The 15,571-nt window shown below is 32.3% G+C and carries 12 protein-coding genes; 1 reads left to right on the plus strand and 11 read right to left on the minus strand.

The features are described from left to right. Positions 1 to 116: 116 nt before the first annotated feature. Positions 117 to 977, minus strand: coding sequence for a class I SAM-dependent methyltransferase (locus DCS95_RS17570; RefSeq protein ID WP_116772102.1), 861 nt, complete (start codon positions 975 to 977; stop codon positions 117 to 119). A gap of 632 nt (positions 978 to 1,609) precedes the next feature. Between DCS95_RS17570 and DCS95_RS17575 the strand changes: the two genes are divergently transcribed. Next, positions 1,610 to 2,704, plus strand: coding sequence for a GNAT family N-acetyltransferase (locus DCS95_RS17575; RefSeq protein WP_116772103.1), 1,095 nt, complete (start codon positions 1,610 to 1,612; stop codon positions 2,702 to 2,704). A gap of 26 nt (positions 2,705 to 2,730) precedes the next feature. On the opposite strand, the gene DCS95_RS17580 is transcribed toward DCS95_RS17575, so the two are convergent. The 10 genes from DCS95_RS17580 to DCS95_RS17625 all read right to left on the minus strand — a co-directional run bounded on the left by DCS95_RS17580 (position 2,731) and on the right by DCS95_RS17625 (position 15,170). Then, on the minus strand, positions 2,731 to 3,864 hold the full coding sequence (locus DCS95_RS17580; RefSeq protein ID WP_116772104.1) for a glycosyltransferase family 4 protein: 1,134 nt from the start codon (positions 3,862 to 3,864) through the stop codon (positions 2,731 to 2,733). 2 nt (positions 3,865 to 3,866) lie between these two features. Then, positions 3,867 to 4,517, minus strand: coding sequence for a sugar transferase (locus DCS95_RS17585; protein ID WP_341865199.1), 651 nt, complete (start codon positions 4,515 to 4,517; stop codon positions 3,867 to 3,869). 115 nt (positions 4,518 to 4,632) lie between these two features. Continuing rightward, complete coding sequence (locus tag DCS95_RS17590) at positions 4,633 to 5,712, minus strand: hypothetical protein (protein ID WP_116772105.1); 1,080 nt, start codon at positions 5,710 to 5,712, stop codon at positions 4,633 to 4,635. Between the two features lie 111 nt (positions 5,713 to 5,823). Beyond that, the gene (locus DCS95_RS17595) at positions 5,824 to 7,011 is read right to left on the minus strand and encodes a glycosyltransferase family 4 protein (protein ID WP_116772106.1); all 1,188 of its coding nucleotides are present in this window, start codon (positions 7,009 to 7,011) and stop codon (positions 5,824 to 5,826) included. 95 nt (positions 7,012 to 7,106) lie between these two features. Next, positions 7,107 to 8,810: an asparagine synthase-related protein gene (locus tag DCS95_RS17600; protein ID WP_116772107.1), complete on the minus strand. Its 1,704-nt coding sequence runs from the start codon at positions 8,808 to 8,810 to the stop codon at positions 7,107 to 7,109. A gap of 64 nt (positions 8,811 to 8,874) precedes the next feature. Then, positions 8,875 to 10,038: a glycosyltransferase gene (locus DCS95_RS17605; protein WP_116772108.1), complete on the minus strand. Its 1,164-nt coding sequence runs from the start codon at positions 10,036 to 10,038 to the stop codon at positions 8,875 to 8,877. Further along, positions 10,031 to 11,122 (minus strand): glycosyltransferase, encoded by a 1,092-nt coding sequence (locus DCS95_RS17610; RefSeq protein WP_164674228.1) that lies wholly within the window; start codon positions 11,120 to 11,122, stop codon positions 10,031 to 10,033. The genes DCS95_RS17605 and DCS95_RS17610 overlap by 8 nt, the downstream gene beginning before the upstream one ends. Positions 11,123 to 11,134: 12 nt before the next feature. Next, the gene (gene asnB / locus DCS95_RS17615) at positions 11,135 to 12,985 is read right to left on the minus strand and encodes an asparagine synthase (glutamine-hydrolyzing) (RefSeq protein ID WP_116772110.1); all 1,851 of its coding nucleotides are present in this window, start codon (positions 12,983 to 12,985) and stop codon (positions 11,135 to 11,137) included. Positions 12,986 to 13,064: 79 nt separating this feature from the next. Next, the gene (locus DCS95_RS17620; protein WP_116772111.1) at positions 13,065 to 14,162 is read right to left on the minus strand and encodes a glycosyltransferase family 4 protein; all 1,098 of its coding nucleotides are present in this window, start codon (positions 14,160 to 14,162) and stop codon (positions 13,065 to 13,067) included. A 30-nt stretch (positions 14,163 to 14,192) separates the two neighbouring features. Next, the gene (locus DCS95_RS17625; protein ID WP_164674229.1) at positions 14,193 to 15,170 is read right to left on the minus strand and encodes an O-antigen ligase family protein; all 978 of its coding nucleotides are present in this window, start codon (positions 15,168 to 15,170) and stop codon (positions 14,193 to 14,195) included. Positions 15,171 to 15,571 lie beyond the last annotated feature (401 nt).

A 15,571-nucleotide genomic window follows, 5' to 3' on the forward strand; every position in this document is an offset into this window, starting at 1 on the left:
ATTATATGAATACTATTATACCTCAGTAAAACATAATCATTTATTAATGACGAATACTTTAAGTTTCTTGATTACGGTTATCGATTATTAATTTCATAAATCTAATATGATGTTTTTTAATTTTTTGCACCAATAAATGTCTGATAGGTTCTTTCTCCTCCCCAAGGTTTCTGTGAAGAATGCCATAAATTAAAGCCAGCGGTTCTAAATAGATACGGGTAGTTATGCGAAAAAGAAGGCTCGTCACCATAAAGTTGAGAGTTGAGAGTCGTTTCAAAATCGTGGTCACCACCATTTGGCTCAATGGCTACAAACATTGTTTTGCCCAATTTATTAATCTCTTTTAGAAACTCTTGGAGTCTTTTCTCCATAAAATATTCCAAAACACCTCTAGATGACACAAAAATTGTGTTGCTTTCACCATAATCTTTAACCCAGTCGAATGCATCAGCTCTTATAAACTCTAACTTTTTGTTATGTTCAAATTTTTTGATATTCATAGTTATTTGGTCGGTACTAAGATCTATGCCGATAAATCTTTCAATTTCAGGAAATTCTGAACTGAGATAGTTTAATACATCTCCATTACCAGTACCAATTTCTACCATGGTAGTATACTTTTCAGTGGTATTTGATAATTCTTTTTTAAGTTTTTCGAAAATAAAAGTACAGTTTGGTAAAAAATCCTTTTCAAATCCATCTGCGGTTTCGGTAAACAATTCAGTTGCCGATTTATTCACCCAGAAATTTCTATTTAATTCGGCAATTTTATTATGGTCATCAATTCTTTCCAGTTTTTTTACCAAGGCTCCACGCATCAATCTTTCTGCAATGGTCATACTGTTTTTATTTCTATGTATAAGTGTAATTCTATCTTTAGAAAGTCGTTTGGCTTTTTTAGGTAGAAGAAATACTAGAAAGTTACCTATGGTTCCTATAAGAAATGAATATAGTCTTACTTTAAAATTGTTTTTCATATTTATTTGTTATAGTAGCTAAATCAATGTTGGTATTATAAATTATACTAATATTAGTGCGAGTTTAAAATTATTTACGATGTAATAAATGTAATACTCTGACAATCAAATTAACTAATGAAATTTGTTATTATTTAAATTTTTTAAGGTTTTTCTTTTAATCGCTATATTTTTAGGTTAAAGAACGAGATTCTGTATATTTTTTTATGTTTTTTAAAAATTTATTCGCAAAATAAAACGAATTTCAATCTATGTTACCCTTATTAATTCATCTTTTTAGTATTTAAAAAGTCAATAAACGTCATTTATAAGTTTTATTGGATAATGTATTTAAGTTTCAATTAAATTGTAGTTTAAAAGGTTTTTGCCATAACATGGTATAAATAGAATGGCAGGTTGTTTTTTACGGTTTATTTTAATTGTTTTAATCATTTTGTCTTTAGTATTCTTTTTCATTTTTTGATATTAGTTATTTTATTTTTAGTTGTGTTAATCATAGTTTTGCATTATTATCTTATAAATTTTATTGCAATTCTGATATTTATTTAGGTTACTTTAAAAACTATTTTTTACCGGCATTTACAAACAATTCTTTATCATTATTGACGTTCTATTTTACAAAACATTAAAACATGCAGTCTATAGAGACTTTTACATTAAATAATTATTCATTTGAAAATGGTCAAAGTATAGACCTATATAATAAGGCTTTAAAGGAAATAGGTTGTGAAAGTGCATACTATTCTTATGAGCTTCTAAATAGTGGACATGATAACGATCAACTGTTACAGTTTTTTATAATTAAATCTGCTGATAACCAAGTTAAAGCAGTGATGCCATTTTTTCTTAGAAAAATAATAATTGGTGAAAATAAAACTGGATTTTATGATGTTAGTAGCCCTTGGGGGTATAATGGACCCTTTTTCCTAAAAGGAATTTCTGAAGACGATATTGAAAAAATTTGGGCACTTATAGATTCTTGGTATAAAGAAAATAAGGTTGTATCTGAATTTCTGAGATTTAATTTTTTTGAAAATTATAAAAATTATTCAGGGAAAGCATTACATACATTATACAATGTAAAAGGTAATATTACCGATTGGGATTTGTTTTGGTCTAACCTTAAATCAAATACAAGAAATCAATTTCGTAAGGCTGAAAAAATAGGTCTAGAATTTCAATTCTTTTATAAAGATATTACAGAAAAACAAGTAAGAGATTTTTACAAGGTTTATATTGGTACTATGGATAGAAGAGATGCTGTAGATTCTTTTTACCATCCTTTATCATACTTTCTAGATTTTTGGAAGAATAATGAAGAAAAATGTGCCATTGGGTTAGTATATAAAGATGGGTTACCAATTTCTACCGAACTCTTTCTGATTTCTGAATCTACTATGTATTCTTTTTTAGGCGGTACAGACGCTGATCACTTTAAATTAAGACCTAATGAATATTTAAAAATTAGTGCAATTAAATGGGCTAATGAAGAGGGTTTAAAATATTATATGATTGGTGGTGGATTATCTAACGGTAAAGAAGATAATCTATACTTGTACAAGAAAAAATACTTTCCTTTTGATAATGATATAGATTTTTATACCGGCAGAAAAATCATTATGCCTTCAAAATATTTAGAATTCTTAGAAATCTCGAATATAGATAAAGAGAATGCCTTAGAAAATCTTAAGGAAGGTTTTTTTCCAAGATACAGGACGCCAAAATAAAAGCAAATACTAATTAGGTATAAGCTTTATAAGCTCAAAAGTTCTTCGTAAACCGTCAATGTATTATCGATCATTTGGCGGTTTGTGAAATACTTTAAGGCTTTTTCTTTTCCTTTTAAGGCAAGTTTATTTCGCAGGTTGCTATCTAAAAGTACTTGTTCTAATTTTTGACCTAATTCAGTAGCATTTTCCATTGTAAATATCAAGCCGTTTATACCATCATCTATTTGATCATAGGCGCCGTTAGAATTGGCCCTTATTGTACAACAACCGCTCATCATAGCTTCTACGGCTACTAAGCCAAATGTATCAGAACGAGATGGTAATATAAAGACGTCGAAAAGTTCATAAAAAGGTTTTGGGTCCTGAAAAGATACTATCGTTATTTTATCTTTTAGTTGATGCTTTTTAAGCATCTCATCTAACCATGCAACTTTTTGTCTGGTTAAGTAATCTCCAACTAGTACAATATGAATTTTGTCCTTTATTTGTTGTGATAAATGATTGCCGATCGCTTCTACCAAAATATCGGTACCTTTCATTTCCGATATTCTACCCACAAAACCAATAATTAATTTATCGGTTGGTATATCATGTTTTAATTTTAACTGTTGTAATTCGTCATCAGGTGTTGAATTTGCAAAACGATCAGATATACCATGGTAAACCGTTCTAATACTCTTCGAAGGAGAATGCATAACCCTTTCTGTAAACTCCTGTGAACCTTGGCTTACTGCAATTAATAATGTAGGATGTTTATATCTAGCGCTCGGTCTAATAGTATCTGCGTGTACGGTAGAAATAAATTTTTTTCTCAGTAACCAAGGTATAAAGGTCAAATTTGGCGAATGGCAATGAATAACATCAGCATTTATTTTAATCAATAAAGCTCCAATTTTTGACAGACTTGTTACCGAGGTAACTATTTTTTTTAATGGTTTTCCTGATGGTTCGGTAAAATAGTGAAGATGAACGCCAAGGGCATCGAATTCAGATTTTAATTCTTGAAAAAAGTTAGTGTCAGAAGTCGCTTTACTTTTAAATCCACTTGTAATAATATGTAATTCATGGCCTTTGTTTATAAAACCACGTGTAAGTTCTAAAATATTGGTAGATAACCCGTCTTTACCAAAACGCATTACAACAAAAACAATTTTCATGATTAAGTTTTTTTAACATGTTTAAATTGCTCCCAAGTACTTCGCTCAATATCCAAAAATTCCATTTTAGGATTCCCTTCAGGGTTAACTTCTATATCGTCTGACGAAACTACTTTTACCAATGTTCGCCAAAATATTTTCACATCATTGGCAAATGTCAAATTCTCATAGTATTCTACATCTTTCTCAAATCTATCTTCCCAACTAATGAAATTTCTTCCAGATATTTGTGCCAAACCTGTAATTCCCGGTCGTATTAAAAAACGTTTTTTTTCTCTTTCGGTATGGTAGGGTAAATAGCGAATTAATAAAGGTCTTGGACCAATTAAACTCATATCTCCTTTGAGAATATTAATTAGCTGCGGTAGCTCATCTATAGAGGTTTTGCGTATAAAAATACCCATAGGTGTTAAACGCTGGGTATCTGGCAATAAATTACCTTGGGCATCTTTTTTACTGTTCATGGTCTTTAACTTTAAGACCGAAAATATTTTCTCGTTCTTGCCAGGACGTTTTTGTATAAAAAAAGGACTTTCTTTAAAACTAATTGCCAATATAATTATAGTAATTAAAATGATAGGCGAGAAGACTATGAGCCCAACCAGAGCTAGAATAAAATCTAATGGTCGTTTAAAGTAATTTTTATAAATCATATGGGGAAAGAGTTCATTTTAATATGAAAACGGCTAAGTTAATCCATTATTATACTAGCACAAAGGCTTGTATTGCATTAGCCCGATTTCGTGTAATAAATTTTGACTAAGAATATCAATCGATATTGATATAAGCTTGTTGTAAGGTCCACTGATTAATGGTTTTTGCCACATATTCCATATCCTTATCGTTATAACGAAAATCTAAATGAATGTTTAAAAGAAATTTATATTCTTGTGCGATTCTATTTTGTGGCCATAATTCGGCCGGATAAATCATATTTGTAATTAAAAATTGTTTAAAATTTGTAAGTAATTCCCAATCTTTAAAGGCTATTAGAAGACCAAAAGGCGTTTTTTCATTGCTAGTAATTACTTTAAACGTTTTCGATGGCTCTAAAGTTTTAAGTATATCGGTTAAATTAATTCTTTTAAACGAATTAAAATCTTTAAAGAGTTCTTCACGAATTACATTTTTATGTTGCGGTAATAGTGGTACTATTTCTAGTGTATTTCGCAGTAGGGTTTCACCTTGGCTATAACTTAATAAAAAAGCAATTTTTTCCTCTTCATTAGTGCAGTTAGCTTTAACATTCATTGCATTTGTAATCAGATCCCACGATTTAAGCATTGGGTTTGTTTCTGAATCTATGCGCTTTTTCTTTATCGGTTTTAGTGGAATGTCGCAATTACCTTTTAAAGGCTTCCAAGCAATACCTCCAAGCGGTACCGGTATGGTTTTTCTTAATGATGCAATACAAAAATCAGCAGGGCTTTCAATACAACCTTTTGTAAGCCAGCCATGAGAATGATCTTCAATTACAATTGGGCGTTCTCCTTTAGGAATATTGGTTTCTTTTATTCCCCAATAATTATTGGCAATAACAAGGTCTTTGGTAGAGAATAATGACCAATCTATTTGGTCTTTGAAATCAAAAGGGTCATTGTCATAATACTTAATAGCATCAAATTCTTGTTCTAACCAATTTTTTACATATGGGCAGTAATAATTTGGCAACCAAATTTGATTTATACTTTTATGTTCAAATATGCTATAAATAACATGTTTAATAGCGTAACGTCCAGCATAAAAAAGTTCATAATCCCCTATAAAATTTGGGTTTAAAATATTTTTTATATGGCTAGTATCCTCTTGGTGAAATATAGAACCATAACCTATGACATTTTTTTGCATAGTATAAAGAAAGCAAATTCTTATTAAAGATCAACTAGTATTCGAAGAAGCTCATATTTTATAGTCAAATGACATTTGTAATTAAGAGTAACAAGTTAGAAGATTAATTTATCAACACACCTCTATTTCTATAACTTTATACTCTTCTAAAATTGCTGCCCAAACTTCGCTTTTCTCATATCTTGTAGTAATCATTGGACGAGCATATTTTTCTAGTTTTTCTTTTAAAGAATTATCGGTGTTTAGCGTGTTCATAGCTAGATAAAGGGCTTCTTCATCTTTCGAAGGTATTATAAGTCCATTTTCTCTATCTAGCACAATTTCATTACTGCCATTTATATCGGTCACTATAGCTGGTAATCCCATAGCACCAGCTTCTAGTACTACATTTGGGAAACCCTCTCGATAACTTGGAAAAACAAAAATATCCGACATTGCTAAATAGGGCCTTACATCATCTTGATGACCTACATAAAGTATAGCGGCATTGGCTTTTATTTTTGCCCAAGTTTCATCGGGCAATAAGTCTGTTTCACCTATATAAGAACCAACCATTACTAATTTAACATGCTCATCTGTTGCTGAAAGTTTGTTAAAGGCATTCACCAATTCATTAACACCTTTATCATTTACCAATCGGCCTATAAATAAAAATACTAGGTCGTTTTCAGAGACACCGATTGAGTTACGTAACTTATTATTTTCTTCTTTCGAAAAAAGTGCTGGGTTATATTTATATAAATCAATACCATTAACATTACCATTTGCGATTACTTTTAACGGTTTTGAAGTTACCTTATAATTTATAAGATCATTTTTTACTCCATTACCTTCAGGGTATACATGGGTAGCAAACCTGCAAATCAGTTTATCAAAAAAAAGTAAAACTCTTTTCATTGTGCCCGTTTGGGTTGGAAAAATTAAACCGGTAAATGTATGAACCCTTGCAGGTACTCGAGCAAAATAGCCTGCGATCATAGTTAGTAAACCAGCCTTGGGGGTAATACTATGTACCATAAAAGGTTTTTCTTTTCTGAATACAATATATAGTCGATACAACGATACTAAGTCATTTACGAGACTTATTTTACGCTCTATATTTATCTCTTTACCACGAATACCTTCTCTACGTTTCAGTTTCTCCAAATATTCTTGACCTGGATCAGAACCGATTGCTAAAATATCATAGTATTGGTTTAAAAAGCGTAATTGATCTTCAAGTAATACATATAACGACCCAGATAAGGCTGCTGTACGAATTATTTTTTTTCTTTTATGTAAGTGCTTTTGATCTTTCATAGCATCTTTATGATAGAATATGGGGGTTATATTTGAATATTATTTACAGCGCCATTCCATAAATTGAAATACAAATTATTATTGTTGTTCACTAACTATTTTTGGTTTGTTTTTAACATGTTGATCATTCTAAAACTAATATATACTCTTAATGCTAATTGGTTATAATCTACTAAGTTTACAGATGAAACATTATCTTTTATTTTGTTTTTAATGGAAGTTGGTAATATCGATTTTAGAAATGATTTAATATTAAGGGAACTATTTTTTGTTTTATCTTGACTTGTAGTTTTTAAGTTATTTAAAATCTCATTTAAAAAATCTGCTGGGAATATACCTGTGTCTATGTTTTTCTTTATTTCCTTTTTAAATAATTCTACCATGTCTTTTTGTTTAAGAATATCATAGATCCATGCGTTAGCACCACGAGTTGCATAAGGAATAGAGGGGCTTATACTGGTCACTATTCTTTTGAACAGAGATTTTTCAGTACGTAAAGAATCTGGATGTTTACGAACTTCTTCTAATATATTTCGCAATAACAAAGGGCTTATTTGTTCAATATACGATAGTTTTAAATCGGATAGAGCAGATACAATGGTGGGTAAACGATATTCATGGTATAATCTATCTCGCCATTGATCTATGGATTCATTTTTGCTTTTTTTCAAATAGTCAGGAAGGTTTTGTTCGAATAATCCTGAACTTTTCCATTTACTTAAATTAGAATAATCGGAGCACATACCTAAACCAACAGATAATCTAGCAGTTAATTCAGAGGAAACCTCATTCCAACCAAAACCTTCATCTCCACGTATTATTCCTTGTACATTATCATTATGTAATACTGACCAAATATGAAATCCATCTAAATAACCAGCAATATGATCTATACGTCCTTCCCCATTTTTAATAAACCTTTCTAGAATCTTCTCGATAGGTTCATTAGATAAGTTTGTGGAGTAAAAATTGTGGGGTACGTTAAAATTTTCCGCTAATTGTTTTGCTATGTAAGCATCGTTTTGAGGATCGTTTAATGATTTTTCTAGACCCCAAGTGATGGTTTTGATATTCTTGTTTTTTAGTTTTAAAAAGCAAAGAATACCCCTCGAATCATAACCGCCGGATAAAGGCAGAGCCCAATCATCATAATTTAGTTCTAATGAATCTAAACTTGTAGAAATGGTTTCTTTTAGTTTTTCTTCAAATTCGTTTTCTTTTTTATCCTCTTTTTTAAAAACAATTTTGTTTTCTGTAAGCTCACTTTTCCATGTATCTTTATTTAATAATAACGAATTGTTTGGTAGTAAACGTTGTATTCTCTTGTCCCAAGATAATCCTGGACCTAAACTTCCTGTTGATAATATCCAGGGAAGAACTTCCTTATTTAGTTCGAAATTGTTTAAGTATGAAATGATAGCAATTTGTGAGGTTGATGCTATTAAAACGAAATCATCCTTGTAATACCATATGGTTCTGGATCCTGCCGGGTCGGAAATTATTTCGGAATACTCCTTATTATCCCGAAAAAGGGCATAACAACCATCAGGGTATTCCGATTTAGGTAGATGCCAATCAACATCTTTACATGTCGTTACCCCTAATAGTAAACAGTTGTTTTGTCTTAAAATTGATTTCTTTGGATTCATAACTCCGAAAGCAACTTTATTGTCAACATTTACCATGTTCGGGTTAGGTACAATATTATCGGGAGCAATTGAATCACATATATTGTTAATGATATTTTTTGTATCAAACGGAAGTTTTTCCCTTGAACATATCCATATTGCTTTTGACATAGTAATAATTTAAATAGGTTAGATTATTTAAAAATTTTATTCCCTCAATTTTAGGGGCGCATTTTCATTTTTTATTAAAAATATAATTCACGTAAGATTCTAATATAGGTTCTCTTTTAAAATCTTGTATGCGCTCTTTGACCTTGGTTCTACAATTTTTTAAAAATTCAGGATGTGCTATACAATAAGCGAGTCCTTTTTGTAAAAGTTCGCGATTACCAACGGGCGTAAGAATACCATAATCTGTAATCATAATATCTTCTGTAGTAACTTGTTCTTGTGGTAACTTCATAATTTCATCGGGTCCAGATTTACAGTTGGTCGTCAAAAGGGGTAGCCCACAGGCCATGGCCTCTAATAATACATTGGGAAAACCTTCGTGGTTCGACCCAAAGATAAAGAGATCTGCTTTTTTCAAAAAACGAAAAGGGTTATTGTCAAACCCCAGAAAGTGTACTCTTTCATTAAGTTCTTTAGTTTCAACAAGTACTTTTAAATGTTGTTTTAAAGCGCCGTCTCCAAGAATAAATAAATGAACCTTAGGGACATCTACAATGGTCCTAATAAGTAACTCATGATTCTTGCCAGCATCCATTCTGCCTACCGTTATAATATTGAAGTTATTTTTTTTAAAGATAGCGCCATCGGGTACAACATCATTTATGTTCTCAATATTTATGGGGTTATGAACAACTTCTATTTTTGAAGTAATTATTCCATAATTTTCAACAAGATCATTAGCATTTCCATGAGAATTACAAATAATTTGGTCTGCTTTTGGGTAGAGACGTTTGATTAAAAAATTATTGATCTTTGATTGTATATTATTATAGCCATACTGCATACTGGGGTAAGAGCGTTCACTAATACTAATTTTAAATGTTTTCTTGGTAAAGTATTGCGAGAGTATATTTATATAACTAGGGCGGGTTAATAAGGCAAAGGAATGTGAGATTTTTAATTGCTTTATTAAGCGGGCATATTTATAGGCCAACCAAGGCAGTTTTATAAGCTTAAAAAGCCCATGTTCATCTCCTAGGGATTTTTCAATAAAGTGAATAGGAATATCTTTAGGTATATCATAACTAATCGTAGTGTTCATCAATACCAAATATACTTCAATACCCTTGTTTTTAAGGTAGGGTAGTAGGTAAGAAACCACACGTTCTGCTCCGCCTCCAGCAAGAGAGTAAATGAGTATAGCTATTTTTGGAGGAGTATTAGACACAATTATTTTTTTTAATTAAACTTTGAAGAAAACTTTGATACTGTTTTAAAATAATCGCTTTGTCAAACTTCTTGTAAACGGCTTCTGAAACAGATTTAGGTTCAAAATTGGGAAGCTTGTTCAAAGTGGCCAAAAAGTCTTCTTCGTCATTTACCAAATATCCATTAACGCCATTTTTAATAATTTCTTTTGTCCCTCCTGGTACATTAAAAGCAATGGCAGGTGTTCCAACCGCACAACTTTCTAAAAGTGCATTCGGAAAACCTTCTGTTAGAGATCCTTGTAAGAAAAAATGTGAATCGTTTAGGTATTTGGATACATTTTTAGTGAAAGGAATGTGAGTGATATTTTCTAGTATGTTATTTTTCTTTGCCAATGCGAAAATCTCATCTTTCAAAGGCCCATCTCCAATAATTGTATAGCTAAAGGATTTTTGAAATTTTGAAAGCACGTTAATTATACGATTGTGTCCTTTTACTTCTACTAATCTTCCCACCGTAATAAATCTTATTTTATCAGAATTGTTATCTAAGGATGTTGGCTTTAATTTAAAATTATCTGTAATGGGGTTGTTTAGTATTTTTATCTTATTTGGGTGAATGTTGTATATTGAAGAACAGTCTTTGGCCATATCCGATGATTGGCAGATGATGTAATCCAATTTTTTAAGGGCTACTTTTTCGATTATTGAATACCAATCAAATATTAATTGGGTATTTAACTTTTTGTAGATTTTTACAATTGATGTTTGCCGACCGATAAATACAATTTTTGGAAATAGAATTGAAATTAATCCCATTGCAAAATTTACATGTGATAGTGTGCCTAATACAATGTTGGGTTTTTTATTTTTTATGGTCATCGCAAGTTTTGGTATGGCACTTAAGACCCTATCTTTATTTAAATAAGTGACCTTAATGTTGTTTATTTCATAACTATCTTTTTGTGGTTTGCCAATGACTACTAACTCACTTTCAAAAATTAAGGGGTCAAGGTTCTGTGCCAAATACGCCAATATGCGCTCCGCACCACCCGGACTAAGATTAGGAATTACTAATTGTATTCTGATTTTATTGTTTGTCAAGGAATTCAATTTTTAATTTAAGGTCAAACCTTTCTTGTTTTTGCCCAACCATTGTCTTAGCACCAATAGTTTCCATATCATGGTATGATGATTCCAGCTTCCCTCCATGTGTTGGCCAATTAGTTTTGTCACTACGGTTGGTTTAATACCAGGTATTTCTTTCAGGTTGTTCAACGAAAGCTCCGAAAGTACCAATTCTTTTAAATCATTGCGAAACCAAACTTCTAAAGGCATGCCAAAACCAGATTTAGGGCGATTAAAGTAGGCTTTTGGGACATGATTGTATAGAATGTCTTTTAATATCCGTTTTTGCTTCTCTTTTTGGTATTTAAAAGCAGTAGGCAGGCTTTGAGCCAATTCTACAACCCTATAATCTAAAAAGGGAGATCTAGCCTCCAGTGAATAGGCCATGGTAGCGCGATCTACCTTGGTATTGATATCCCAACTTAAATAGGTCTTTAAATCAAAATCACCGGCACTTTCAAAACTGTTTTTAGGAGATTCCAGTAAATACTTTAATTCTTGGACTTGAGAAACATTTTTTTCAATAGCTAACCAAGGGGCATTGTTATTGGCCATGAGGGCCAAATATGCTTCACCGCTACTTTTGGCTCGTAATATATCCTTAATACCGTTATATCTATTGTTTTGAAAAGTTTTTAATACGGGGGCACCCAACCTACGTAGCACATAGGGTACTTTAAGGGTATTTTCGATTTTTTCTAATTTCTGGTATCTATGATAACCTAAAAAGGACTCATCTGCCCCATCACCCGATAAGGCTACGGTTACCTTTTTTTTAGTATGCTTGGCCAATAACATAGACGGTATGGCCGAAGCATCGGCAAAAGGTTCATCGTAATAATGGCTGAAATTTTCAATTAGGTCAATGCCCTCAGCATAATCACAATTGATGACATGGTGGTCAGTGCGTAAGTGGTCTGCAACTTTTTGGGCATAGGCACTTTCGTCAAAGCCTTTTTCATTGAATTTTACAGAAAAAGTTTTTACTTTCTGTTCTGAATCTTTTGCTGCCAAAGCGGCTACTAATGATGAATCTACCCCACCTGAAAGAAAGACGCCTAACGGAACGTCGGCAACCATACGCTGTTGAACAGCAGCTGTTAACAGCGTTTCTAAATCTTTTTTGGCATCGGTATACGTTCCTAAATAGCGTTCAACATTTGGGAAAGCAATGTCCCAATACGCCCAATCATTAAATTCTTTGGTATGAAGTTTATAGGTGAAAGCATGACCGTCATCTAATTTTTTCACCTCATTGAAAATAGAGTTGGGGTGGGGTATACTGTTCCAGGCTAAATACTGTTCTATTGATTTTTGACTAATACTTAATTCATTATTGAATAACTGTATTGATGAAATTTGACTGGCGAATTCAAATCCTTTTTCACTAAGCTGGTAGTAAAATGGTTTTTGCCCTAATCGGTCTTTGGCTCCAAATAACAGTTGTTTTTTAATGTCATAAATAACGAATGCGAACATGCCGTTAAAATGGTTTACACAATGTTCGCCATATTCAAGGTAGGCCGCGCAAATTACTTCGGTATCGCTACTGGTATTAAAGGTATGCCCTTTTTTAGATAAGGTATCCCGTAGTAGTTTAAAATTATAGATCTCACCATTAAATACCAAATGTACTTGTTCTTGGTAGGTAAAGGGTTGATTTGATCGTGCGTCCAAATCAATAATGCTAAGTCGGTTATGACCAAAAGTAATGGGACCATTTACACTGTCGAAAGCAGCAATGCCCATTTGGTCAGGACCTCGAAATTGGGTGCGTTCCAATTTTTTTTGTATTTGTTCTTTTTTATAAGAAAGCGTAGTGCCGTAAATTCCACACATAGAGATGAGTATAGAGGGTTTGGTTAAGTGTTTATTATGCTATAACGAAACATTGACATTTCGATTGTTTAGATTGGTATTATTTTGTTTGAGAGGTCACCGATGTAATTACCTGCATCCATTGCTCGGCAATAGGTGCCATTTCATATTTTTTGGTGGACGCTAAGGCTGCTTGGCTAAACTTTTCTCTAAGTTCGGGTTGTTCCATAAGTACTTGCATTTTCATGGCCAAAGTTTCTACATCTCCAACAGGCACCAAATACCCGTTCTCGCCATCGGTAATCATATCCGATGGCCCGTGGGGGCAGTTTGTAGAGATACTGGGTACACCAAAATAGAGGGCCTCTAAAAGCGCGTTGGGAAAACCTTCGTGCTCTGAGGTGAACACAAACATAGCCGCCTTGTTGTAGTACGAAGCCACATCTTTTTGGGCACCCTCAAATGAAATTCTGTCGGCCACGCCCAATTGTTGTGCCAAAACTTTAAACTTTTCTAAATTAGGGCCATGACCTAAAAATACCAAACGCCAATTTGATGTTGGTAATTGGGCAAAAGCACGGATCAAAACATCTTGGGCCTTGCCATTTCTAAAGGCACCTACGTTTAAAATTATTTTTTCTGTTTCAATTAAAGTATCCTTTCGGTTTTCTTTTAAAACAGGAGCTACAGCATTCGGGATAATGTTTATTTTATGCTTTGGCATAATTTTGTCATAATAATTATGATTTCCTTGAGTTTGCACTACCAAAGCATTTAGATGTTTATAACTAAAATTCCTAAGGTATTCATGGAATTTTGGTAATTTATTAATTTCATGATTTGCACGTTCACTTCCTATACATGGGATGCCTACCCATTTAGCAATCCAAAGAGTATTGATATTGGTTTTGGTCATAAAACTGATAACCACCTCTGTTTGTTCTTTTTTTAACCAATGGGTTAACATTTTTGTTCTCTTTCCAACGTCTTTTAAAGATTGTATTACGGTTGTTTCGCTTTTTGGAGCGTCTAAACAATGATATAGATTAATCCTTGTATCCAAAGGGTAGAAGGGTGTACTTTTTACTAATGTTATGACGGATACTTTATGATCGGCAGCCCAATAGTTTGCTAAACCGGTGACTGCTCTTTCGGCACCACCAGTGTTTAAACCAAATATGATAAAGGTTATTTTCATTTATGTAAATTCAACAAATAAGTTAAAGGTTTATTCTTGCTTTTGTTGTAATTCTTGTTCCTTTATCGAGCTAATATTATTTATTTTTTTAAAAACTTGATACTGTAGCCACATTGAGAAGAACATTAGGTAGCCATTTGTCCAATAACTATGATTGGTGGCCATAAAAAGCAATAAGGCAATAATCATTAAAAAAAGATGGGGGTGTTGTTTGAATTGTGACCATGCTGTTTTAAGCATTAATGTATAAAATATTAGCATTACCAGTAAGGTTGGTAAACCACCTTCTCCCATAGTTTTTATATATGCATTATGAGGACCTACTGGCGAGACTTTAGCACCACCGGCAAAGGCATTATGACCCTGACCAAATAAGGGTTTTTCAAATAAAGCCGGATAATAAATGGCCCAAGTTTTGGTCCTGCCATCTTCTTTTAAATCGGCGGTGTTATCACTTTTTCCTTCAAAAATTTTGGTCATTGCATCCAACCTCGGGTTCGATTTCGGTAAAAATGAATTAAAGATTAATAAACCGATAAATAAGGATAAACCAACGGCCAATATTCGTATGTTTTTAATGGAAACGCCAATGGATAATATGTTAATAAAGAGCCATACAACAATAAATGTCCGAGAAAAGGTTAAAAAGCCGACTATGGTAAATATAATCTGCCCAATGAATCTCCATTTTTTTTCAACACTATACGATAAGGCATAGCCCATCATACAAATAAAACCTAAAGAGTTGGGGTTTAAATAAAAGCCACTGTAGCGGCCACCATCAGTTAATGGGTTAAAAAAAAAGAATATTTGAAGAAAAACGGTTAAGGCCCCAACAATTAAAAAGATAAATAATTCTTTGTTGGAAGTTGCCTTAACAACAGAATAACCAGCAATAATAACAATAAAAAATTTTGCAATAGTAATAAAATAGTTGATTTCATCTGATATGTAGGTTTGATCGACCAAACTTCCAATACCAAAATACAAAACCCCTAAAGTAATCATCCAAAGATTTAAAGTCTTTTGCGAGAAAAATAAAAAAAAAATAAGCATTAAACCAAAAGAGAGATAACTTAAGGCACTGGAATAGGTAGGGCTTATGTATACTAAAACCCAACCAGGAAAGTTGAGCATGATTAAAAATAAGGTGATATAACGAACTGCTTTAAGGAGCATTTGGAGGTTCAAATAAATTAAATATTTACTTTTTATAAATAAGGATATTTTTGACGCAAAGTTAGGCAATTAACATTCAATTATTTTTCAAAAATGTATAATCTATATTTTTTAATAAACTTTTCTTGGATTATGTGTGTTCTAATTTGCCTACACAAAAGGTTTTATGGTGTAAAAACCATGATCTGCATTTTGTTAGAACGATTTAAGATCTTCTTCATATAATATCA

The sequence above is a fragment of the Maribacter litoralis genome (genome assembly GCF_003075045.1).
Taxonomy (GTDB): domain Bacteria; phylum Bacteroidota; class Bacteroidia; order Flavobacteriales; family Flavobacteriaceae; genus Maribacter; species Maribacter litoralis.